Source organism: Paraburkholderia sp. BR10882 (genome assembly GCF_040948855.1).
GTDB lineage: Bacteria > Pseudomonadota > Gammaproteobacteria > Burkholderiales > Burkholderiaceae > Paraburkholderia > Paraburkholderia nodosa_A.
In genome coordinates this window covers 15,828-35,819 of the sequence record NZ_JBFPKP010000015.1, presented here as the reverse complement: position 1 = coordinate 35,819, position 19,992 = coordinate 15,828, and the positions used below count along the sequence as shown (strand labels likewise).

Below are 19,992 nucleotides of genomic sequence, written 5' to 3'. Positions count from 1 at the left end.
TGTTAGCGACTCTTAACAGATGATGTTTTTTCGAGTCTCTCTCACATGTCCTGGAGTGATATCACTGCTACTCCTACCACGATCACGATGATTGAGAAAAATTTTCTAACTACGCCTCCGGGAGAAATATCCTCGGCGATAAATTTTGGAAACAGCTTCGTTGCCAGGAACCCAAAAGCCAAAACGAACAGCGGGTGGATACTGACGACTACCGAAACCAAAGCTGCACCGCCTCCCGCAGCCAGAGCGGCCATGAAGAATACATAGCCCCCAACATCAAAGATGTTTGTCGCCCCGAAAATTCCGAATTGCTTATAGTTCAAAACTTTTAGATCATCAATGATGAGCTTTCTCCATTTCGGAACCAATAAAAGCAACATCCCACCAAGGGCATAGCCAGCAAAGTTGAAAATCAGCACCGAGTGCAAGCTCGTGACTTTCAATATCTCATCTGAAATTACAGTCGAGACAGCTCCCAAAAAAGCAGAAATTAGCAACACGACTACGTGCCGTGGATGCCCCAATCCTCCAATCGTCTGCCTAGACATGCATAGTATTAGAATACCAACGACGATCAAAGCGAAGCCAGTCTGTTGCCTAGATGTCGGAATGGCATGAAAAATCAGCACTGATGCGGCCAATACAAATATTGGTTCAGATTGGTGAATCGGAATCACAACCGATACATCCATATCCCCCAAGGAGTAGCTATATGCAAAATATTGTAGAAATATTGCGAGACCAGAGCATATATTTATCGCCACCATATATAAGTCCAGATCGGCGGGCCGGAAATAGGCATAAATTGCCATCGCAAAAAAAATATTCCCGATACTCAGCAAGAAAATGAACGAAATCCAATTGGATGCAATATTAGTGATTGCAAACTTGTCAACAATATATGAGAGACTCCAAAGCAGCGGTGCCAGAAGGGCAAAATATAACCAGGTCATTTCTCGCTCCCGAGAACCTCGAGAATCGTATTTTTGCTATCGTTCAATAGCTCATTCGAGAAGTCATCGGTAACATGATCAAAAATAAATGTATTGTTATATCCGAAACCATCAGAAGTTTCGAAGCCGACTATTTTGTCAAGGATTGCTGGAAGCTCGCCAAACCGAGATGAGTGGTTTTTCTTCAAAAGCTTCATAGCGTTGCCGTAGTGCGCCGCTTCATCTTTAGTAGCATTACGAATCCATGCGGACAGACAATCAGGCCCAAGACTATCAAAAAGCTTGAAGTCCTGCTTATAAGCCCGAGTGCTAGTAACTTCATCGAATGCAATTGACGCCAATATGGTGAATTCATCAACCATGAAGGATGAAATGGATTCAAATTCCGGCTGTCTGGATTCGATTTCTTTGTCGATATCTTCTTCTCGGAAACCATACAACACACTATTGATCTTTCGAAGACCTCTATAGTGGTTTTGTTCATCCAAATGCCAGAGGCATGCGAACTCTAAGAAATCATCGCTCAGCTGTAAATCACTTCGATTCATGAGATATATCAAGAAGTGCTTGGAATCAAACTCAGCGCTCATGTCATGCCAAAAGTGTTCTTGCCGTGATTTTATGGCATCCCTAGATCCGGTGATGCGTTCGGGAGTCAGATATTTAAGTAACTCAACTGAAGACCAGTCATAACTTTTCAAGCCGATTGACGATTTTAAATAGCTCATGATTGCGCTCCGTGCAATTATTCCATGAAGTTTTGAAACTGCCACTTATCAGACGAAGCAGTGGAAAATAGCCCTTTATCCTCTCCCACAGGACTCCAATCAGTGTATTCCCCCAGCATTTCGCCTAAGTAGGGCTTTGCATTATCTAGCACGAAGATAAAGTCCATCTCTTCCGCCTCAATGATCCCGCAACGTGGATTAGCAATTGCCCATTTCATACCTGCTATAACACCGGCCACGACTTGCAAAGAGGTAGCAGAGCTTTCAGGGTTGAGCTTTTGAGCAACCGAGTTCTCCATGTAGAACCCAAACCAATATGCATTTTTCTTATGCCCCATCAGAAGCACGCCAAGATAATCCCCTCCCGAGGCGATATCCGGTCCTTGCAAAATTCTCCCTTGTGCCTGTGGATTCCAAGAACAACCACTAAGCTCGTGAATGGAAAGTATAGCGTCATTGCAAGGATGGTAAGCATAAGTGACCGTAGGCCGATAAGCGGCTCGCTCACCTTCAAAGTACGTTAGATAATCCGACAGAGAAACAACTTCATTATGAGTGATCAAAAAGCCTAAGCATGGGCCAAAAGCAGGAGTCCAGGTTTTCAATCTGACCGAGGCGCCCGGGCGGTTCAAATAGATCGCGCTATTGCAGCCTGTAGTATGCAGCTGCCCCTCTGGCGGTAAGCGAAGTTCATGAGTCCCCCAGCCTAACTCAGCAGGCTGGCAACCTTCGCCAATAAACCCATCAATTGACCAGGTATTTACAAACTCGCCAGGCCGCTTAGGCAGTTTTGCAATCTGGGTATCATGCTCCGCAATATGGATTATTTTCACATCTAGATCAGCAGACAGCTTCGCCCACTGCTGACGAGTTTGCGGGATTGGCTGGCTTATTCCGTAAATATCATCCCGAATATTCAGAAGTGCCCGCTTTACGAAATGAGACACCAAACCCGGATTTGCGCCGTGCGCTACGATAGCTGTAGGGCCATCTTGACATTTAGCCTTCAACGTAAGCATGGCTTCCCTGAGGGCGTAGTTGGTACGCTCTGCAGGCTCTGCATCTGCATTTACATAATGTCCGGCCCATGGTTCAATGCATGTATCAATATATTTTGTTTCTTTCTGCTGGCAAAATGAAACCAGGTCGACACTTGAGACATTGACGGACAGGTTGATTACAAAGGAGTCGGAATCTAGGTCGCTCAGCAAGTCTTCAAGATTTTCCTTAGCGACGCTCGCCGCCACCCAAGTTACAGGGAAATCGAAATCAGCGCTGAGCCTCTGGGCGCCATATGGATCTATTACCTTAAGGCTTTCAATTTCGCCCCCGAACTCACTGAGCAAGTTTGGCATAAGTGCAGATGCAATGGTTCCGTAGCCAATCAACACAATCTTCATGAGCATTCTTCCTTGACAGGAATTTGCGAGCGGACAGGGAGATATACCTCGGCAGGGAGGCTGATCTGCCGTCGAAATCCTGGACAGAAATGAGTGTTAGTGTTTCGGAGCAATTTTCCCCATGACACGGGAGGTTGGCGATGAAACGCAATCAGTATTCGGTGGAGCAGAACGTGGCCGCAGCAGGGGAGATCCGAGCAGACGTATTACCGCTGGAAGAAGCTAGATCTGGGCCAGGAGTCGAACTAGGGTGCGTGAGCTGAAGCAGCTCCAGGACGAGAATGCGCGGCTCAAGAAGCTGGCTGCGGAGCTCAGTCTGGACAAGGCGATCCTGCAGGATATCGCCACAAAAAAGTGGCCCTGCACGCGCTGAAGAGAGAGGCCGTGACCTACGTCATGCATCACTTCGGTCTTCCGACGCAGCGGGCGTGCCGTCTGGTGCGGCAGGCGCGCAGCACGCACTACTATCGCAGCGTCAAGGATCCGCAGAGGGCGCTTCGGCAGCACATGCGTGAGATTGACCCAGACCCGCGTGCGGTATGGCTACCGACGCGTTCACGACTGCTCAAACCCGAAGGCTGGCGCGTGAGCCGCAACCGGATCTACCGGCTCTACGCTGAAGAACAGCGGCAGTTACGCTCGAAGTTGCCCAAACGACGCAAGATGGTGGTGTCGCGCCGTCAGCGTTGCGCGCCGACGCGCCCCAACGAGGTCTGGAGTCTGGATTTCGTGGCCGATCAACTCGCCAATGGCATCTGCCTGCGAGCCTTGACGATCGTGGATGTCTTCAGCCGTGAGGCACTTGCCATTGAAGTCGGACAGCGCCTGCGTGCAGAGGACGTTGTGTCCGTGCTGAACCGGTTGGTGGCCCAACGTCGGGCGCCGCGATGCCTGCTCGCCGATAACGGCAGCGAGTTCTCCGGCCGTTCTGCTGGATATGTGGGCGTACCACTACAAGGTACAGATCGACTTCAGCCGTCCGGGCAAGCCCACCGATAACAGCTTCATCGGACGGGTCATGTCGGTAGCATGGCCATCATTCCGCATTTCTTCGAGAACGCGTTCCTGGGCGGCTATCCGAAATCGTGCGCGAACCAGACCCCGGTGAACTCTTCTCGAGAGATCCATGGCCCCTTCCGAACGGCCAACATTTTATGACGAACGTTTGCCAGAACCCGGTTGTTGCGTCATCCGCTAGGTGGGGCCACTGCAGTAACTCACTTTCTTGCTGCGGAAAGCCTCTCCTTTATCGCCGTCCCCAATGATTGAGCAGAAGACAGCACTAAACGCGTCGACCGGAACGCACTCATGTTCCAGCGCGGCGGCGGCATTTTCCGCCACCCCGATTAGCATAGCAATCAGCACACCGTTACACAGCACCTTCTTCATTTTGGACAAGACCTGATCCTTTCCGAAAAGTTACCAGGGTTTCAGTCCTGCGACTCGCGCCACTGTCGGCAGGCAACCATGAACCGCACTTTCACTGCGCGCGATTCGTCTCCAAGCACCTTCCAGGTCATGTGGGGCGCAAACGCCCGGAACCGCCAGTACAGACGCTAATGACGCATTGGCGTCAGTCAAATTGCGTCGCGCACCTGCGTCGGCTATCGAACAATGATGTTGGATTCCCTACAAATAGCGCATGATTAGACCGGCCGCACGGAACCGGCGACTGTGAGAGAGCGAATTCGTCCTCGCCGACAAATTTCGGTCATCGAAAATCGCCGGCGGCCACAAGCGTGAAGGCGATCCTGGAACATCCTGGACGCTTTCATCATCGTGACCTGCCCGCAGGATGAGCGCCTCCGCGTCATCAATAGATTCGTTGTTTTTCGTCGCCGTTGACATCACTTCCGGGTGCGTCAGCCGGCTGTCGCCAGCATTCTAGTTTAGCGGCAATGCGCTCGTGACTATCGCCCCAGAGTAGTTGACGCACGTCGTCGGGCCATGCATCGACGTCGCACCCGTGATGATACAACAGCGCAAGTGCGAGCCGCTCCATTCCGAATGCGATGCAGGCCGAGTGCGCGATGGCGCCATTCGCGCAACGCAGTTTCCATATCCGACCGAAGTGGTCCATGTGATAGTTGAACGACAGGCAGGCGGTTTTGTGCTGCGGGTCCGTTACCGGGATCAGCAGTTCGAATTTCAACTGCTGCGCGCGCTGACTGTCCGCGACGATCTTGCCGCCGCGGCCGAAGAATGGGTCGTTCGCGACGTCGAATTCGGCGGGCAGGCGTAACATACCTGTAAGTGCATGGCCGCGTTCGATCCACGTCGTGCGAAAAACCTGAACATCTTCTGGCGAGCCAATCCGCACATACTCGCGCATTCTGAACATTTGCATGCGCGTCGGGTCCAGAGAAGATTCGTGACGGAAGCAATACGACAGCACATCTATAGTGAGCGCATTTTCTGGTAGCGGGCCGCGTCGCGCGATGACCGGATAGACCGGATAGCGCGCAGCGGGTGTGAGCACAGCGCGCGTTGGCTTTTGCTGGGCTAGCCAGGCGTCGCTTCGCTCGTCGCCGGGATCGGATGGCACGTCGTTGAGCGCCCGCAACAGACGCCGGTGGTCACTCGCTCATCACCGCAGAACGCGTGAATCGTGCCGGCGAGGTGCGGAAAGTTCTTCAAGTATTCGCTGTCTTCGAAGTCCTTGCGTGGCACCGCTAGCGGGAAGCGCAGAACTTCCGGATGCTGGTCCGCAGCCATGCTGGATATCAGCCAAGTCAGGCGTTCGACGATGCCTTCGTAGATATGGTTGTGTCCATAGAGGCCGTTTTCGCCGGTGTCGACGAGCAGGCCGGCTGCGATCAACCGGTCGCGCAATGGCTGTTGCGCATCGGATACGGGGGGCACCACCGCGTGCATAGTCAGGGAAGGAAGATGCGACAGGTACGCTCATGTCATGCCTCTATTGATAGTGACGGGCGCTGCGCAAGTAGCAGGCTGGCCGTGTTCTGGTCAATCCGGTCGTTGTTGATAATTAGGAGTGCAGAATAAAGGTCGCGCGGATACCGGCCGACGCTATAGCGGCCGCCATTCCGGTATCTACAACCTGACACTGCACGTGCCGAACGCCTCGGTGACGAACCGGGGAGCACTCGAGCAACTGACGCTGCCGTCGACGTCTGGCGCAAAGGTCCCTCTCGGTGATGTCGCGAAGATCTCGCTGCAGATGGGCGAAAGCACGATCACGCACGAGTTCGGCAAACGCGAGGTCACGATCCGCGTCGACAACCGCGACCGCGCGCTGTCGGACTACCTCGCCGAAGCGTAGCGGAAGATCGATGCGAACGTTCACTTCGACCACGAGAAGTACCACCTCGAATGGGGCGGGTACATTCGAGAACGAGCAGCGCGCGCGGAAGCGTCTCGCGGTTTCATTCCTGATCGTGATGGGCATGATGCTCACGCTGTTGATCGCGAACTTCGGCAATTCGCGCCAGGCGCTGCTGGTGCTCGGCGTCGTGCCGCTCGCGACGCTCGGTGGCCTCGTCGCACTGAACATCCGCGGCGAGACGCTGAATATCGCGACCGCTGTGGGGTTCATCGCACTGTTCGGGGTCGCGGTGCAGAACGGGATCATCATGGTGTCGAACATCAACCGGTTGCGCGGGCAAGGGCCTGCCACTACGCGAAACGCGTGACGACCGGGGCGCTCGAACAGTTCCGGCCCGTGCTGATGACCGCGCCGGTCGCGACGGTGGGCATGCTGCCGGCTGCGCTCGCCACCGGGGTGGGCACCGACGTCCAGCGGGGTCTTGCGACAGTCGTCATCGGCGGCCTCGGGATCGCGACGCTGCTCACGCTCTATATCCTGCCTACCCATTACCTGGTCCTCGAACGCTTCGTCGAAAAACGCGCGGCGAACAAACCGGCCGCAGAAGAGGCATAACCATGGCTAACACATTCAACCACCCCTACGGGAAATGCGGGGCGGCGACAGTGCTGGCCTTTGCGCTCGCAGGCTGCGCGGTCGGTCCGGACTTCAGGACGCCGGCGGTTCCTGCCGCGACCGGCTACATGAAGAACGCGCTGCCAGCCGAGGTCGGCAGCGCGGGGGCGGGCGGCACGCAGCCATGCGCGCAGGTTGATCACCAGCTTGATGGCGTCGAGCCTGTCGGTCTTCGCGCGCCTCTTATGGCGCTCAACAGGGATGCTCGCGGGATCGATCACATGACACTCGATCCCGCGAGCCCGCAGCGTGCGATAGATCCAGAACGCATCCGGGCCGGCTTCGTAGCTGACGACGACACGCACATCCGGCGCCAGAATCCACGTGGCCTTGTGCCGCTCGATGAGGTCCAGCACGGCCTGCAGCCGCCCCGCAGCGTCTCGCTCGGTCACAGATGCACAGATGGCCGACAACGCTGCCCGTCGTGTAGCGCGACCTTCCATTTGGCCGCGGCAAGCTCAAGCGACACCGCAAGCACGATTTGCTCTGTAACCGTTGTGTACGCTGGTTCTGCGCGCATGATTCTCTCCAATCGGCCTGGGTCGACGCACATATTTTAGGCGTCGACCAGGTTGTCGAGGCGGCCAGGCTTCATAGGATCTTTCATTCGATTACCCCTACCTAGAAGGTTCTGCTCAAGTGGTCATTTAAAGACAGGACGAATGCCGTGACGATGTGCCGCCCTATGCGATTCGCGTGGAAGGAACCGACTTCTGGATTGACTGTTGCGCAACGCCTGAGGATGCGAGCAAGCGGGCGGAAATGCTCGGGGTCATGGTTCTAAAGGTGCAGGGGTAGTCCTGGTGTCGGTTTGTGCGAGAGCATTTCCAGCGCGGTTGTGAGTCGCGCATGGAGTCGATCGAATAGAGCCAGCGCGTGTTCATGGCGATGCGCGCGGGGCTCGTCGGGCGGCTTGCCCCGGATCGCTTCAACATCCAATAACAAGAGTTTGCATTGCGCTACCTTGCGGCCAGGAAAGGGGCGCTTATCGGCACCACCGCGGCCGGACCACCTTGGTGACAGTTCGCGCGGTTTCTCAGGTGACACTTTCAGTTCGCAGGCGCCAAGCTACGGATTTCATCCGGAATCTTGTTGATTTCCCCGCGACGGGTGTGGTTGTTGATGACACATTTACCGTCGAAGTTGTGACACTAATGGGATGGTCCCTCCTGCCCCCTCGAGCGCGTAAGCTTTCGAAATCCCAAACCGTTTGGATACCATCATGGACACGGTGACGCTGGTTGGAATAGATCTCGGCAAACACAGATTCCACTTGCATGGGCAGGACAAACGTGGGAAAGCCGTGTTCCGCAAGAAGTTGAGCCGGAAGCAGCTGGTTGAGTTCTTCTCCACGTTTCACCCGTGCACCGAGGCAATGGAGACTTGCGCCGGCGCTCATCATACTGCTCGCCTACTCGCCTCTTTCGGCCATAACGTCAAGCTGATCTCGCCGCAATTCGTGCGCCCGTTCGTCAAATCGAACAAGAATGATTTCGTCGACGCAGAAGCTATCTGTGAGGCCGCTTGCCGACCAGCGATGCATTTGTGACACCGAAGACTGAATCCCAGCAAACGCTTTCGACGCTGCATCGTGTTCGTGAATCGCTGGTCAGGGATCGTACCAAGGCCGTCAACCAGATACATGGGTTCCTGCTCGAGTTCGGCGTTAGCTTGCCCATTGGATCTGCAACGATCAGGCGTCTACCGGCTGTCCTTGCGGAGCATCCGTTGCCGCCAAAGCTCGTAGCGATCATTGAGCGTTTGCGTCTTCACGTTAAGTATCTCGAAGAGCAGATTGGTCAGTTCGAAAGAGACATCGCGCGCCAAGTCTCGGACGATGAGGTTGGTCAACGGCTGATGACCATTCCCGGCATTGGCGTCATCACGGCAAGTGTGTTGTCCTCAGAAATGGGTGACGGCAAGCAGTACCGATGTGGTCGTGATTTCGCGGCGGCGATTGGACTCGTACCACGGCAACACGGTACGGGCGGCCGAAATAACCTGCTCGGCATCAGTCGTCGCGGCGACAAAAACATCCGTCGGTTACTCGTGCGCGCCTACATGATCCGGCTCGATAAGCAAACGGGTCGTCTGGCCGACTGGGTGCGATCAATGATGACAAGGCGACACTCGAATGTCGTAGCTTGCGCGCTTGCCAACAAACTGGCGCGTACTGCGTGGGCAATAACCACTAACCACACGGTGTTTGAGGCTCGTTGCCAGAGAAGCTGGACGTGCTAAGAAGGCGACCCCCAACTGGTTTTGCGACGACTGAAAATTGATGACGTGAACGGCATATCTAGATCAACGCCATGTCTGAGGCCGGTTTGGACCGGGTGCGCACGAAGCTGGCACGAATCTTGTATTTGAGAACGCTAAACGCCGACAATGGGCGCCCCGAGACGCAACCGCATGTCGGCGTCGCTGACCCGATGGCCATCAAGGAACCACACAGTGATCGAAACGTTTTATGAAGTCATGCGACGTCAAGGGATTTCGCGCCGCAGCTTCCTCAAATTCTGCTCGCTGACGGCGACGTCGCTCGGTCTCGGCCCCGCATTCATGGTGAAGATCGCCCACGCGATGGAGACCAAGCCGCGCACGCCGGTGCTCTGGCAGCATGGGCTCGAATGCACGTGCTGCTCGGAGTCGTTCATCCGTTCGGCGCACCCGCTGGCGAAGGACGTCGTGCTCTCGATGATCTCGCTCGACTACGACGACCTGTTGATGGCTTCCGCGGGGCATCAGGCCGAGGCGATCCTCGAAGAAGTGATGACGAAGTACCGCGGCAACTACATCCTCGCGGTCGAAGGCAATCCGCCGCTGAACCAGGACGGCATGAGCTGCATTATCGGCGGCAAGCCGTTCATCGATCAGTTGCGCCGTGTGTCGAAGGACGCGAAGGCCGTGATCTCGTGGGGCTCGTGCGCGTCGTGGGGCTGCGTGCAGGCGGCGAAGCCGAACCCGACGCGGGCGGTGCCGATCCATAAGGTCATCACCGACAAGCCGATCATCAAGGTGCCCGGCTGCCCGCCGATCGCCGAGGTGATGACGGGCGTGATGACCTACATGCTCACGTTCGACCGCATGCCGGAGCTGGACCGCCAGGGGCGCCCGAAGCTGTTCTACAGCCAGCGCATTCACGACAAGTGCTACCGCCGTCCCCATTTCGACGCTGGCCAGTTCGTCGAGTCGTGGGACGACGATGCGGCACGGCGCGGCTACTGCCTCTACAAGGTCGGCTGCAAGGGCCCGACGACCTACAACGCCTGCTCGACCGTGCGCTGGAACGGCGGCACGAGCTTCCCCATTCAGGCGGGCCACGGCTGCATCGGCTGCTCCGAGGACGGCTTCTGGGACAAGGGCTCCTTCTACGACCGGCTCACCCAGATCAACCAGTTCGGCGTCGAAGCGAACGCCGACAAAATTGGTGGCACCGCGGCCGTCGTGGTGGGCGCCGCTGCCGCGGCGCATGCGGCCGCTTCGGCGATTCAGCGCGCCAAATCGAAGCGCGACGCGAGGCAAGACCGCGACGGCCGATAGCCGCATCTAGCGCCCCGCGCGGGGGCGCCGCCGACAAGCATAGGAAGCAATACAGGAAAAAACAAGCATGACAGCCATTTCCACCCAGGGGTTTCAGCTCGACAACAGCGGGCGGCGCATCGTCGTCGATCCGGTCACGCGCATCGAAGGCCACATGCGCGTCGAGGTCAATGTCGATTCGAACAACGTGATCCGCAACGCCGTCTCCACCGGCACCATGTGGCGCGGGCTCGAAGTCATTCTCAAGGGGCGCGATCCGCGCGACGCGTGGGCATTCGTCGAGCGCATTTGCGGCGTGTGCACGGGATGTCACGCACTCGCCTCCGTGCGCGCCGTCGAGGACGCGCTCGACATCCGCATTCCGCCGAACGCGCACCTGATCCGCGAAATCATGGCGAAGACATTGCAGGTGCACGACCACGTGGTGCACTTCTACCACCTGCACGCGCTCGACTGGGTCGATGTGGTATCGGCGCTGAAGGCCGACCCCAAGCCCACGTCCGAGTTGCAGCAACGCGTCTCGCCCGTGCATCCGATGTCGTCGCGGGGCTATTTCCGCGACGTGCAGACGCGCCTGCGCAAGTTCGTTGAAAGCGGCCAGCTCGGGCCGTTCATGAACGGCTACTGGGGCAACCCCGCCTACGTGCTGCCGCCGGAAGCTAACCTGATGGCCGTCACACACTACCTCGAAGCGCTCGACCTGCAAAAGGAGTGGGTCAAGATTCATACGATCTTCGGCGGCAAGAATCCGCACCCGAACTACCTAGTGGGCGGCGTGCCGTGCGCGATCAATATCGACGGCGATCTCGCCGCCGGTGCACCGATTAACATGGAGCGCCTGAACTTCGTCAAGTCGCTCATCGACGAAGCGATCACGTTCTGTCGCAACGTCTACGTGCCCGATCTGCTTGCAATCGGCACGATCTACAAGGCGCGCGGCTGGCTGTATGGCGGCGGCCTCGCCGCGACCAACGTGATGGACTACGGCGCGTATCCGCTCGTCAACTACAACCCATCCACCAACCAGATGCCGGGCGGCGCGATCCTCAACGGCGACTGGAACACGATCCTGCCGGTCGATCCGCGCGACCCCGAGCAAGTGCAGGAGTTCGTTGCGCACTCCTGGTATCAATACCCGGACAACGACCGCGGGCTGCATCCCTGGGACGGGATTACCGAGCCGCATTACGAACTGGGGCCCAACACGAAGGGCACGCGCACCGCGATCGAGTCGATCGACGAGAGCGCGAAATACTCGTGGGTCAAGTCGCCGCGCTGGCGCGGGCACGCAATGGAGGTCGGACCGCTCGCGCGCTACATCCTGGGCTACGCGCACGCGCAGCAGGGCAATGCGCATTGCGGGCGCACGAAGGAGCAGATCGAAACCTCGCTCGTCGCCGTGAACCAAGGCATGCCGAAGCTGCTCGGCTTGCCCGAAACCTCGCACGGCGCGAAACAACTGTTGCCGACCACCATCGGCCGCACGCTCGCCCGCGCGCTCGAAGCGGAGTATTGCGCCGAGATGATGGCGGACGACTGGCAAAGCCTCATCGACAACATCCGCAACGGCGACACCTCGACCGCGAACGTCGACAAGTGGGACCCGTCGATGTGGCCCGCCGAAGCGAAGGGCGTGGGCGCGGTCGCCGCGCCGCGCGGCGCGCTCGGCCACTGGATCAGGATCAAGGATGGCCGCATCGAGAATTACCAGTGCGTCGTGCCGAGCACCTGGAACGGCGGCCCACGCGACGCTAAAGGGCAGATCGGCGCATTCGAGGCGAGCCTCATGAACACGCCCATTGCGAACCCCGAGCAGCCTGTCGAGATCCTGCGCTCGCTGCATTCGTTCGATCCTTGCATGGCGTGCTCGACGCACGTGATGAGCGAGGACGGCGCTGAAATGACCGCCGTGACCGTGCGCTAACACTAGGCCGCTGCGACGCCTGCGCTCGCCGACGCAGTGGCGGCCAAGAAAGGATGATGACGATGCAATCGTATTCCCGACGCGAAGAGGCGCGCGACACCGTTCCGCCCGCCGAGGCGATTTACGTGTACGAAGCGCCGGTGCGCGTCTGGCACTGGATCAACGCGGCATCGATCGTGGTGCTCGCGGTGACCGGCTACCTGATCGGCTCGCCGCTTCCCACGCAGCCCGGCGAGGCAAGCGCGCATTTACTGATGGGCTATATCCGCTTCGCGCATTTCACCGCCGCCTACCTGTTCGCCATCGGACTCGCGGGCCGCGCTTATTGGGCCATTGTCGGCAATCACCATGCGCGCGAGATGTTCTGGGTGCCGGTGTTCTCGCGCGAGTACTGGCTCGCCATGTTCGCCATGCTGCGTTACTACGCGTTTGTCGGGCCCACGCCGTGCCAGTTCAGCGGGCACAATCCGTTGTCGCGACTCGCAATGTTCTTCGTGTTCCTACTGGTCTCCCTGTTCATGATCGTGACCGGCTTCGCGCTGTACGGCGAAGGCGCGCAGGCGGGTTCGTGGCAGCAGATTGCGTTTGGCTGGGTGCGTCCGCTGTTCGGCCAGTCGCAAGGCGTGCACACCACGCATCACCTCGGCATGTGGGCGATCATGATCTTCGTGATCCTGCATGTCTATGCGGCGATTCGCGAGGACATCATGGGCCGCCAGAGCGTGGTCGGCTCGATGATCTCGGGCCACCGCACGTTCAAGAAGTGAGGCCGCGATGCTGACTTCCCCGCAAAGCGGCGCGCCCGCCATCGTCGTGCTCGGCATCGGCAACGTGCTGTGGGCCGACGAGGGCTTTGGCGTGCGCTGCATCGAGGCGCTCCAGCAGCGCTTCGAATTCGCCCCGCACGTGAGCCTCATGGACGGCGGCACGCAAGGGCTGTATCTGGTCCAGTACGTCCAGGCCGCCGACAGCCTGTTGATTTTCGACGCGGTCGATTACGGTCTCGCGCCCGGCACGCTGAAGATCGTTGAGGATGACGACGTTCCGGCGTTTCTCGGGGTGCGCAAGATGAGCCTGCACCAGACCGGCTTCCAGGAGGTGCTGATGCTCGCGCGCCTGACCGGCCGGTATCCGCGCCGCGTGCTGCTGGTCGGCTGCCAGCCCGACGAAGTGGACGATTACGGCGGCAGCTTGCGGCCCGCCATGAAGGCGTCGCTGGAGCGCGCGCTCGAACTGGGCGTCGAGCGCCTTGCCGCATGGTGCGGTGAACCCTCGCCGCGCCGCACCCCGCTGCGCGCCGACGAGGCGGTCACGCTGCCGCATCTCGCGCTCGCGCGCTACGAAGGCGAGCGGCCGAGCGAAGCCGATGCGTGCCGCACCGGCGACGAGCGCGTGCTGCTGCGCACGCGCCGCGAGGAGCCGCCGTCGTGTGCGTAGGCGTGCCGATGCGGGTAATCGAGGTGCAGGGCTTGCAGGCGTCCTGCGACGGGCGCTGCGAGCGCCGCCGCATCGACACGTCGCTGGTTGGCCCGTGCAGCGCCGGTGAATGGCTGCTGGTCTTTCTGGACGCGGCGCGCGAGAAGCTCGACGCGACGCGCGCGGCGGAGATCGACGCGACGCTCTCGCTTGTCGAGCGGGCGCTGGCGGGCGATGCCGCCATGGCCCGCGCGAGCGCGCATTTTGAATTGCCGTCCGCGCTCGGCGTGGACGACCTGATCCGGCTGACTGGCGGCGCGCGGCACTCACCGGTCCACCAAGGAATCGACGTGACAAATACGGGCGGCGCCGCGCATGAGGTGGCGCCCGTGGTGCAGCGGCTGATCGACGACGGACACGCCGAGTTCGTGGACGAACGCACACTCGACGACTGGCTGGCGGATAGCGGCGAATGCGTCGTGCTGCTTGCGGGCGACCCGGTGCGCTTTCCCGAATCCCTCGACGTGGCCGAGGTGCTGCCCGAACTCGCGCGCCTCGCGGAGGGCCGCTTTGGCCGCCCATTGCGCGTGGCTGTGGCGACGCGCGAAGGCGAGGACGCGATCGTGCGCCGCGTCGGCTCTCAGCGCTGGCCCGCATTGCTGTGGCTGCGCGACGGCGGCTATGTCACGACGCTCGCGGGCATGATGGACTGGGACGATTACGTGGCCAACGTCGCCCATGCGCTCGCGCAGCCGACTACGCGGGTGCCTTCGGTCGGCATTCCCGTCAACGCCGCCGGCGCTTCGGCGGATTGTCACTATCCGTTACCAAGCGTCGATTGAACATCGATCAATCATCGGGATTGCCAACCATGTCCATGACTCCGTTTCCCGTTCCCGTCGTGCCATTCGGCCACGGCAGCCAGGACGAGGGCGATGCGGTGCTCGACTATCTGCCGATGCCGCAAGGCATGCGCACCTATGTAGCGCCGCCGCTGCCCGAGCGCGCCGACGCGCGGGCGCTCGACGCCGCGCGCGGCGTGCTGCGCGATGTACTGCGCGTGCTGGCGGCATACGAACCCGGCACGCCGCCCGAAGCGATCGACCTGACGACCTGCGACGCGGTGGCGCTGCGCATTCTCAACGACGTGTTGGGCGAGGGCGAGGTCAGCGCGCGCATCGACAATGCGCAGCGGTGCAGCGTCCTGATCCAGGAGACGGTGTTAACCGGGCTGTGGCGCGTGGTCGAGCCCGGTGGCGCGAGCGCGGCCGACCGCCTCGAAATCGGTGCAGCACCGGCGCTCCTCGCGCGGCCCGCAGAGGGGACGCAGCCGATGGCGCCGTTGCCGGGGTCGTTGCCACCGGGCGTGATGAACGCGCCGTCGGTCCTGAGCGAGGCGCGCGATCATGTTGCGCGCTGGCGTGCCGGGGACGCGCCCCATGTCGTCAATTTGACGCTCCTGCCGTTGTCGCCGGGGGATGAACAACTGATCGACGCCATGCTGGGCGAGGGCTCCGTGCAGGTGCTCGCGCGCGGCTACGGAAATTGCCGCGTGGGCAGCACGGCGATCGCAAACTGCTGGCGCGTTGCGTATTTCAACTCGCAGGATACGCTGATCCTGAACACGATCGAGATCACCGATCTGCCGGAGGTCGTGCGCGCCGCGCCGGAAGACATCGCCGATTCGTGCGAGCGCCTTGCCCAGTTGATCGAGTGGGTAGGCGAAGCGTGACGATGAACGATCGCATGATGCAATTCGAGGGCAGCTATCTCGGCGATAGCAGCCGCATCGCGGCTCATACGCGCCTCGAATGCAAGATCTGCTGGTGGATCTACGATCCCGAACAAGGCGACCCGGTCTGGCAGATTCCGCCCCACGTGCCGTTCGCGGCGCTTCCCGCGCACTGGCGCTGCCCCGTTTGCGACGGCGCGGCGGACCAGTTCATGGTGGTGGGGGACGCGGCTTGACCGCGCGCGCCATCGTGCGAGACACCCCGCGCGGCGAGCCACGGGTGGCGGCGCTGGTCGCGCACTTCGAGACGGTCGCCAACGGTGCGATGCGCGATCTGCCGGTCGTGAATCGCGCCTTGCCCGTCGAGGCAATCGGCTTCGCGCCGATGCCCGGGGAGGCCGGGGCGCGAGGTGCCTGGCTCGGCGTGCTGATCACGCCGTGGTCCATGAATCTCCTCAGGCCGCCCGGCGCGATGCAGGATTCGGTGCCATGTCCGCGGCCGTGCGGCAAGGCACGCTTGCGCGTAGGCAACGTCGAATGGATCGGCGCGCACGTGCAAGGCGTGGGCGCGTATGCGTGCTGTTCGCTCTTTTCGCCAATGTTCGAATTCGCCGGCCAGGAGAGCGCCGTCGCCACCGCGCAGGCCGTCCTCGCGCAGTTGCGCGGCGGGGAAGTCGGCGCGAAGGGCGATGGGAACGGCGACCCAGCGGGCATTGCGCCGCGCGCGTCGCGGCGCGCGTTCCTGTTGCGGCCGGGCGCGTTCGGGAGCGCTGCATGAATGCGGCGACGCTGGCCGGGCAATACCGGGTGCGCCCCGGCCGGCAGGACAGCATCGCGGGCGGCCGCCCGCCGCTCGCCGCCACGCTGCTGCGCGGGCAACCGGCGGCAACCGCCGCGTCGCGGCTTTCGGCGCTGTTCGCGCTGTGCGGACTCGCGCACCGACTCTGCGCGGAACTTGCCGTCGGCGCGGCGGGCGGCTCAGCGGTGCACGAGCGGGAGGATGCCGTCAAAGCGGCTCATACCTCGATGCTTACGCGCGAAACGCTCGCCGTGCAGCTGCGCTGCATCTGGACCGACTGGCCCGTGAGGCTTGCCGCCGCCGCGCCGCATAGGCTGCCCGATGTCGAAGCGGCAGGCTCGCCCGACTGGGTGGAGCGGCATGTTCTCGGCATGCCTGGGTGCAAATGGCTCGCACACTGGGCGGACGATCCGCGTGGCTGCCTTAGCGCCTGGAGCGCGCGGGCCAAGACGTTCCCGGCCCGGTTGCTGGCAGACTGCCGTCCATACGCCGATACAACCCGTGCCACGCCGCGGCCACTCGTGATCGACGAAGCGCGGTTGAGCGAACTGGCCACAGCGATTGCCGGGAGTCCGGCTTTCGCGCACGCTCCCCTGCAACGCGGTCAGCCCGCGGAGACCGGCGTGTGGACGCGTAGCGACGATCCGTGCGCGCTGGACTACGATACGCCCTGGCTGCGGCTTGGCGCGCGCGTCGCGGACGTGGTGCGGCTAGCGGCGGCCGACGGCGCGCGTGCGCTGCGCTTTGGCGCGCTGACGTGCGCGCCCGGTGAGGCGCTCGGCTGGTGCGAGATGGCGCGCGGCGTGCTGGTCCATTGGGTGCGACTCGCGCCGGACGATACGGCGCGCATCGAGGACTACCGCGTGGTCGCGCCGACCGAGTGGAATTTTCACCGCCAGGGCACGCTCGCGCAAGCCTTGTCGCGACTCGACCCCGCGCCCGGCGATGGAGCGTTCGCCGCGCACGCAGGCGTGTGGATGGGCGCGTTCGATCCGTGTATCGCCTATGCGCTCGACCGGGCGGAACCGACGATATGCATGAAGTAAGCCTGGCCGGCGGCGTGCTGGCATCGGTCGAAGCGGCCGCCAAGCGCGAGCGCTTTGTCCGCGTGAAGGTGCTGAGGCTCGAAGTCGGGCGACTCGCGGGCGTCGAGGTCGAGGCGCTGCGCTTCGCCCTCGAAGCAATCGCCACTGGCACTTGCCTTGCCGGCGCGCGCGTCGAGGTCGAGGAACCATCGGGCAGCGCGTGGTGCATGACCTGCAACGCGACCGTGCCGCTGGCCGTGCGCGGCGACCCCTGCGCACACTGCGGCGGCTACTGGCTCCAGCCGAACGGCGGCACGGAGCTGCGCATCGTCGACCTGACAGTCGACGATGCCTGACAATCATCGGATTAGCGCAAGGAGAAGCAACATGTGCGTGGTATGCGGGTGCGACAGCCCCGGCGATCGGCAAAACGCCGCTCAGGGGCACGAGGGCGCGCAGGCGCACGGCCACTCCGGCTCTCATTCCCACGCCCACCCGGGCGCATCGGGCCAAGACCTGGACTACGGCCTCGGGCCAGCGGGCGTGACGGTGCCCGGCCTCGACCAAGGGCGCACCATCAAGCTCGAGCAGGATGTGCTGGGCGAGAACAATCGCCATGCCGCCGCCAACCGGCGGCAATTCGCGGCACACGACGTGCGTGCGCTGAATCTCGTGTCGAGCCCGGGCTCGGGGAAAACGACGCTGCTGTGCGCGTCGATCGCCGCGCTGCGCGAGCGGATGCCGGGTCTGCCCGTCGGCGTGATCGAGGGCGACCAGCAGACGGCGAACGACGCCGAGCGCATTCGCGCGGCCGGTGCGCCCGCGATCCAGGTGAACACGGGCAAGGGCTGCCATCTCGACGCGGCGATGGTCACGGCGGCCTTCGGGCGGCTGTCGCTGCACGACCATGCTCACGAGCACGCGTCCCTCGCGTCCCACGCACCGCGCAGCGTGCTGTTCATCGAGAACGTCGGCAATCTCGTCTGCCCCGCGGTGTGGGATCTCGGCGAGGAGGCGAAGGTCGCGATCCTCTCGGTGACGGAGGGTGAGGACAAGCCGCTCAAGTATCCCGACATGTTCGCAGCCGCGCGCCTCATGATCGTCAACAAGATTGACCTGCTCCCTTATGTGCAGTTCGACGTCGAGCAGTGCATCGCGTATGCGCGCCGCGTGAATCCGTCGATCGAAGTGATCCGGCTCTCGGCCACGACCGGCGAAGGCCTCGATGCGTGGCTCGACTGGATCGCGCGTGCGCGCGACCCGATTGTCGAGCGCATCGGCGTGCTGGAGAGCGAGCTTGCGGCGTTGCGCGCTGAGCAGCGGCGCGCCGGAGACGCCGTATGACGGCGCATGTGCAGCACCTGCCGCATGCCCTCGGCGATCATACGGTGCTCGCCACCGGCGCGTGGCTGAAGAACGCCGCGTGCGTGTGCATCGGCGGCGAGGTGCACTGGTCGCCGCTGCACGGCAATCTCGACGACCCGGCGCACTGCGTGGCGCTCGATACGTCGGTGGCCGCGCTCGTCGAGGCCGCCGCGCGCGCGGGGCGGCCCGTGCGCGCGATCGCGCACGATCTGCATCCCGACTTCTACAGCACGCGCGTCGCGCTCGAATGGGGCGAGCGGCTCGGCGTGCCGACCGTCGCCGTTCAGCATCATCACGCGCACATCGGCGCGGTCGCGGCCGAGCACGGGTTGAGCGAGCACGTTGTCGGCCTCGCGCTCGACGGCGTGGGTCTCGGCACGGACGGCGCCGCTTGGGGCGGCGAACTGCTGGAAGTGGCGCCCGCCGGCTGGCGGCGCCTGGGCAGTCTCACGCCGCTCGCGCTGCCCGGCGGCGACGTCGCGGCGCGCGAGCCTTGGCGCATGGCCGCCGCCGCCCTGCACGCGCTCGGGCGGAGCGACGAAATCGACCAGCGCTTCGCGGCCGCCGTGGGCGATAGCGCCGCGCGCACGGTCGGCGTCATGCTCGCGCGCAGCCGCAATTGCCCGCCGAGCACCGGCGCGGGACGGTGGTTCGACGCTGCGGCGGGACTGCTCGGCGTGTGCCTGCGCCAGCGCGCCGAAGCCGAGGCGGCCATCGCACTCGAAAGGCTCGCGAGCGGCTACCTCGACGCGCACGAGGCCCCCAATGTGGCGGACCTGTGGCAAGTCACGGACAACGGCGAGCTTGACCTCCGTCCGCTCCTCGCCGAGTTGCTGACGCTCGCGGACGCGGGCGAAGCCGCGCGCGGCGCCGCCGTCTTTCATCTCGCACTGGCTGCGGCGCTCGCCCACTGGGCCACGCTCGCCGCGCAAGGTCGCTCCGTGCTCCTTGGCGGCGGTTGCTTCGCAAACCGGCTGCTCGCCGCGCATCTGCGCACGTCTCTCGCGACGCGCGGGGTGCGCACCCACATGCCCGGCACAGTACCCTGTGGTGACGCCGGCCTCGCGCTTGGCCAAGCTTGGGTTGCCGCATACGATCCGCAGTTACGCGCGATGCTCGCGACTGCGCCAAGAATCAGGAGTTAGC

The 19,992-nt window shown here is 61.9% G+C and carries 19 protein-coding genes and 5 pseudogenes; 17 read left to right on the top strand and 7 right to left on the bottom strand.

Annotated elements, in window-relative coordinates:
* Nucleotides 1-41 precede the first annotated feature (41 nt).
* From AB3X99_RS29740 to AB3X99_RS29730, 3 genes are read right to left on the bottom strand one after another with little or no spacing between them, the layout of a single operon-like run.
* Nucleotides 42-953, bottom strand: a complete 912-nt coding sequence (locus tag AB3X99_RS29740; RefSeq protein ID WP_368618936.1) for an EamA family transporter — start codon at nucleotides 951-953, stop codon at nucleotides 42-44.
* A complete protein-coding gene (locus tag AB3X99_RS29735) occupies nucleotides 950-1,681 on the bottom strand; it encodes a hypothetical protein (protein ID WP_368618935.1) in 732 nt (243 codons plus the stop codon). Before AB3X99_RS29735 ends, AB3X99_RS29740 begins: the two co-directional genes overlap by 4 nt.
* Nucleotides 1,682-1,698: 17 nt before the next feature.
* Nucleotides 1,699-3,081 carry a saccharopine dehydrogenase C-terminal domain-containing protein gene (locus AB3X99_RS29730; protein WP_368618934.1) on the bottom strand — a complete coding sequence of 461 codons (1,383 nt, stop codon included), beginning with the start codon at nucleotides 3,079-3,081 and terminating at the stop codon, nucleotides 1,699-1,701.
* Between the two features lie 140 nt (nucleotides 3,082-3,221).
* Between AB3X99_RS29730 and AB3X99_RS29725 the strand changes: the two are divergent.
* Nucleotides 3,222-4,090, top strand: a pseudogene (locus AB3X99_RS29725) (IS3 family transposase); the annotation flags it as partial.
* Nucleotides 4,091-4,275: 185 nt separating this feature from the next.
* Here the strand turns inward: AB3X99_RS29725 and AB3X99_RS29720 are convergent.
* The 3 genes and pseudogenes from AB3X99_RS29720 to AB3X99_RS29710 form a co-directional block, all read right to left on the bottom strand.
* Nucleotides 4,276-4,479 (bottom strand): hypothetical protein, encoded by a 204-nt coding sequence (locus tag AB3X99_RS29720; protein WP_141710944.1) that lies wholly within the window; start codon nucleotides 4,477-4,479, stop codon nucleotides 4,276-4,278.
* A gap of 415 nt (nucleotides 4,480-4,894) precedes the next feature.
* A pseudogene (locus tag AB3X99_RS29715) lies at nucleotides 4,895-5,955 on the bottom strand (amino acid--[acyl-carrier-protein] ligase).
* A gap of 35 nt (nucleotides 5,956-5,990) precedes the next feature.
* A pseudogene (locus AB3X99_RS29710) lies at nucleotides 5,991-6,134 on the bottom strand (acyl-CoA dehydrogenase); the annotation flags it as partial.
* On the opposite strand from AB3X99_RS29710, the gene AB3X99_RS29705 reads away from it, so the two are divergent.
* Genes AB3X99_RS29705 through AB3X99_RS29695 form a run of 3 tightly spaced genes read left to right on the top strand, consistent with a single transcriptional unit; the run spans nucleotide 6,077 to nucleotide 6,982 of the window.
* Entirely contained in the window at nucleotides 6,077-6,364 is a 288-nt protein-coding gene (locus AB3X99_RS29705) for a hypothetical protein (protein ID WP_368619016.1), read from the top strand. The pseudogene AB3X99_RS29710 and the gene AB3X99_RS29705 sit on opposite strands and share 58 nt — an antisense overlap.
* Before the next feature lie 10 nt (nucleotides 6,365-6,374).
* Nucleotides 6,375-6,734: an efflux RND transporter permease subunit gene (locus AB3X99_RS29700; protein WP_368618933.1), complete on the top strand. Its 360-nt coding sequence runs from the start codon at nucleotides 6,375-6,377 to the stop codon at nucleotides 6,732-6,734.
* Nucleotides 6,731-6,982: an efflux RND transporter permease subunit gene (locus AB3X99_RS29695; protein ID WP_069269210.1), complete on the top strand. Its 252-nt coding sequence runs from the start codon at nucleotides 6,731-6,733 to the stop codon at nucleotides 6,980-6,982. Before AB3X99_RS29700 ends, AB3X99_RS29695 begins: the two co-directional genes overlap by 4 nt.
* Before the next feature lie 215 nt (nucleotides 6,983-7,197).
* On the opposite strand, the pseudogene AB3X99_RS29690 reads toward AB3X99_RS29695, so the two are convergent.
* Nucleotides 7,198-7,386 (bottom strand): annotated as a pseudogene (locus tag AB3X99_RS29690) (IS110 family transposase); the annotation flags it as partial.
* 878 nt (nucleotides 7,387-8,264) lie between these two features.
* Between AB3X99_RS29690 and AB3X99_RS29685 the strand changes: the two are divergent.
* From AB3X99_RS29685 to AB3X99_RS29625, 13 genes and pseudogenes are all read left to right on the top strand, one after another.
* A pseudogene (locus AB3X99_RS29685) lies at nucleotides 8,265-9,283 on the top strand (IS110 family transposase).
* A 213-nt stretch (nucleotides 9,284-9,496) separates the two neighbouring features.
* Entirely contained in the window at nucleotides 9,497-10,585 is a 1,089-nt protein-coding gene (locus AB3X99_RS29680) for a hydrogenase small subunit (protein ID WP_256095090.1), read from the top strand.
* Nucleotides 10,586-10,652: 67 nt separating this feature from the next.
* On the top strand, nucleotides 10,653-12,509 hold the full coding sequence (locus AB3X99_RS29675; RefSeq protein WP_368618932.1) for a nickel-dependent hydrogenase large subunit: 1,857 nt from the start codon (nucleotides 10,653-10,655) through the stop codon (nucleotides 12,507-12,509).
* A 56-nt stretch (nucleotides 12,510-12,565) separates the two neighbouring features.
* Nucleotides 12,566-13,276, top strand: coding sequence for a Ni/Fe-hydrogenase, b-type cytochrome subunit (gene cybH / locus AB3X99_RS29670; RefSeq protein WP_069269207.1), 711 nt, complete (start codon nucleotides 12,566-12,568; stop codon nucleotides 13,274-13,276).
* Nucleotides 13,277-13,283: 7 nt separating this feature from the next.
* Nucleotides 13,284-13,946: a HyaD/HybD family hydrogenase maturation endopeptidase gene (locus AB3X99_RS29665; RefSeq protein ID WP_342952718.1), complete on the top strand. Its 663-nt coding sequence runs from the start codon at nucleotides 13,284-13,286 to the stop codon at nucleotides 13,944-13,946.
* Between the two features lie 8 nt (nucleotides 13,947-13,954).
* Nucleotides 13,955-14,767: a HypC/HybG/HupF family hydrogenase formation chaperone gene (locus tag AB3X99_RS29660; RefSeq protein ID WP_368618931.1), complete on the top strand. Its 813-nt coding sequence runs from the start codon at nucleotides 13,955-13,957 to the stop codon at nucleotides 14,765-14,767.
* Nucleotides 14,768-14,796: 29 nt separating this feature from the next.
* Nucleotides 14,797-15,657 (top strand): hydrogenase expression/formation protein, encoded by an 861-nt coding sequence (locus AB3X99_RS29655; RefSeq protein ID WP_342922267.1) that lies wholly within the window; start codon nucleotides 14,797-14,799, stop codon nucleotides 15,655-15,657.
* A gap of 2 nt (nucleotides 15,658-15,659) precedes the next feature.
* Complete coding sequence (locus AB3X99_RS29650; protein ID WP_069269204.1) at nucleotides 15,660-15,893, top strand: rubredoxin; 234 nt, start codon at nucleotides 15,660-15,662, stop codon at nucleotides 15,891-15,893.
* Between the two features lie 14 nt (nucleotides 15,894-15,907).
* On the top strand, nucleotides 15,908-16,435 hold the full coding sequence (gene hybE, locus AB3X99_RS29645) for a [NiFe]-hydrogenase assembly chaperone HybE (RefSeq protein WP_141710942.1): 528 nt from the start codon (nucleotides 15,908-15,910) through the stop codon (nucleotides 16,433-16,435).
* Nucleotides 16,432-17,502, top strand: coding sequence for a hydrogenase maturation factor HoxV/HupK (locus AB3X99_RS29640; protein ID WP_069269203.1), 1,071 nt, complete (start codon nucleotides 16,432-16,434; stop codon nucleotides 17,500-17,502). Before hybE ends, AB3X99_RS29640 begins: the two co-directional genes overlap by 4 nt.
* Nucleotides 17,490-17,837: a hydrogenase maturation nickel metallochaperone HypA gene (locus tag AB3X99_RS29635; RefSeq protein WP_069269202.1), complete on the top strand. Its 348-nt coding sequence runs from the start codon at nucleotides 17,490-17,492 to the stop codon at nucleotides 17,835-17,837. Before AB3X99_RS29640 ends, AB3X99_RS29635 begins: the two co-directional genes overlap by 13 nt.
* Nucleotides 17,838-17,868: 31 nt before the next feature.
* The gene (gene hypB, locus AB3X99_RS29630) at nucleotides 17,869-18,825 is read left to right on the top strand and encodes a hydrogenase nickel incorporation protein HypB (protein WP_069269201.1); all 957 of its coding nucleotides are present in this window, start codon (nucleotides 17,869-17,871) and stop codon (nucleotides 18,823-18,825) included.
* Nucleotides 18,822-19,991, top strand: a complete 1,170-nt coding sequence (locus AB3X99_RS29625; RefSeq protein WP_368618930.1) for a carbamoyltransferase HypF — start codon at nucleotides 18,822-18,824, stop codon at nucleotides 19,989-19,991. The genes hypB and AB3X99_RS29625 overlap by 4 nt, the downstream gene beginning before the upstream one ends.
* The last annotated feature ends 1 nt before the right edge of the window (nucleotide 19,992 follow it).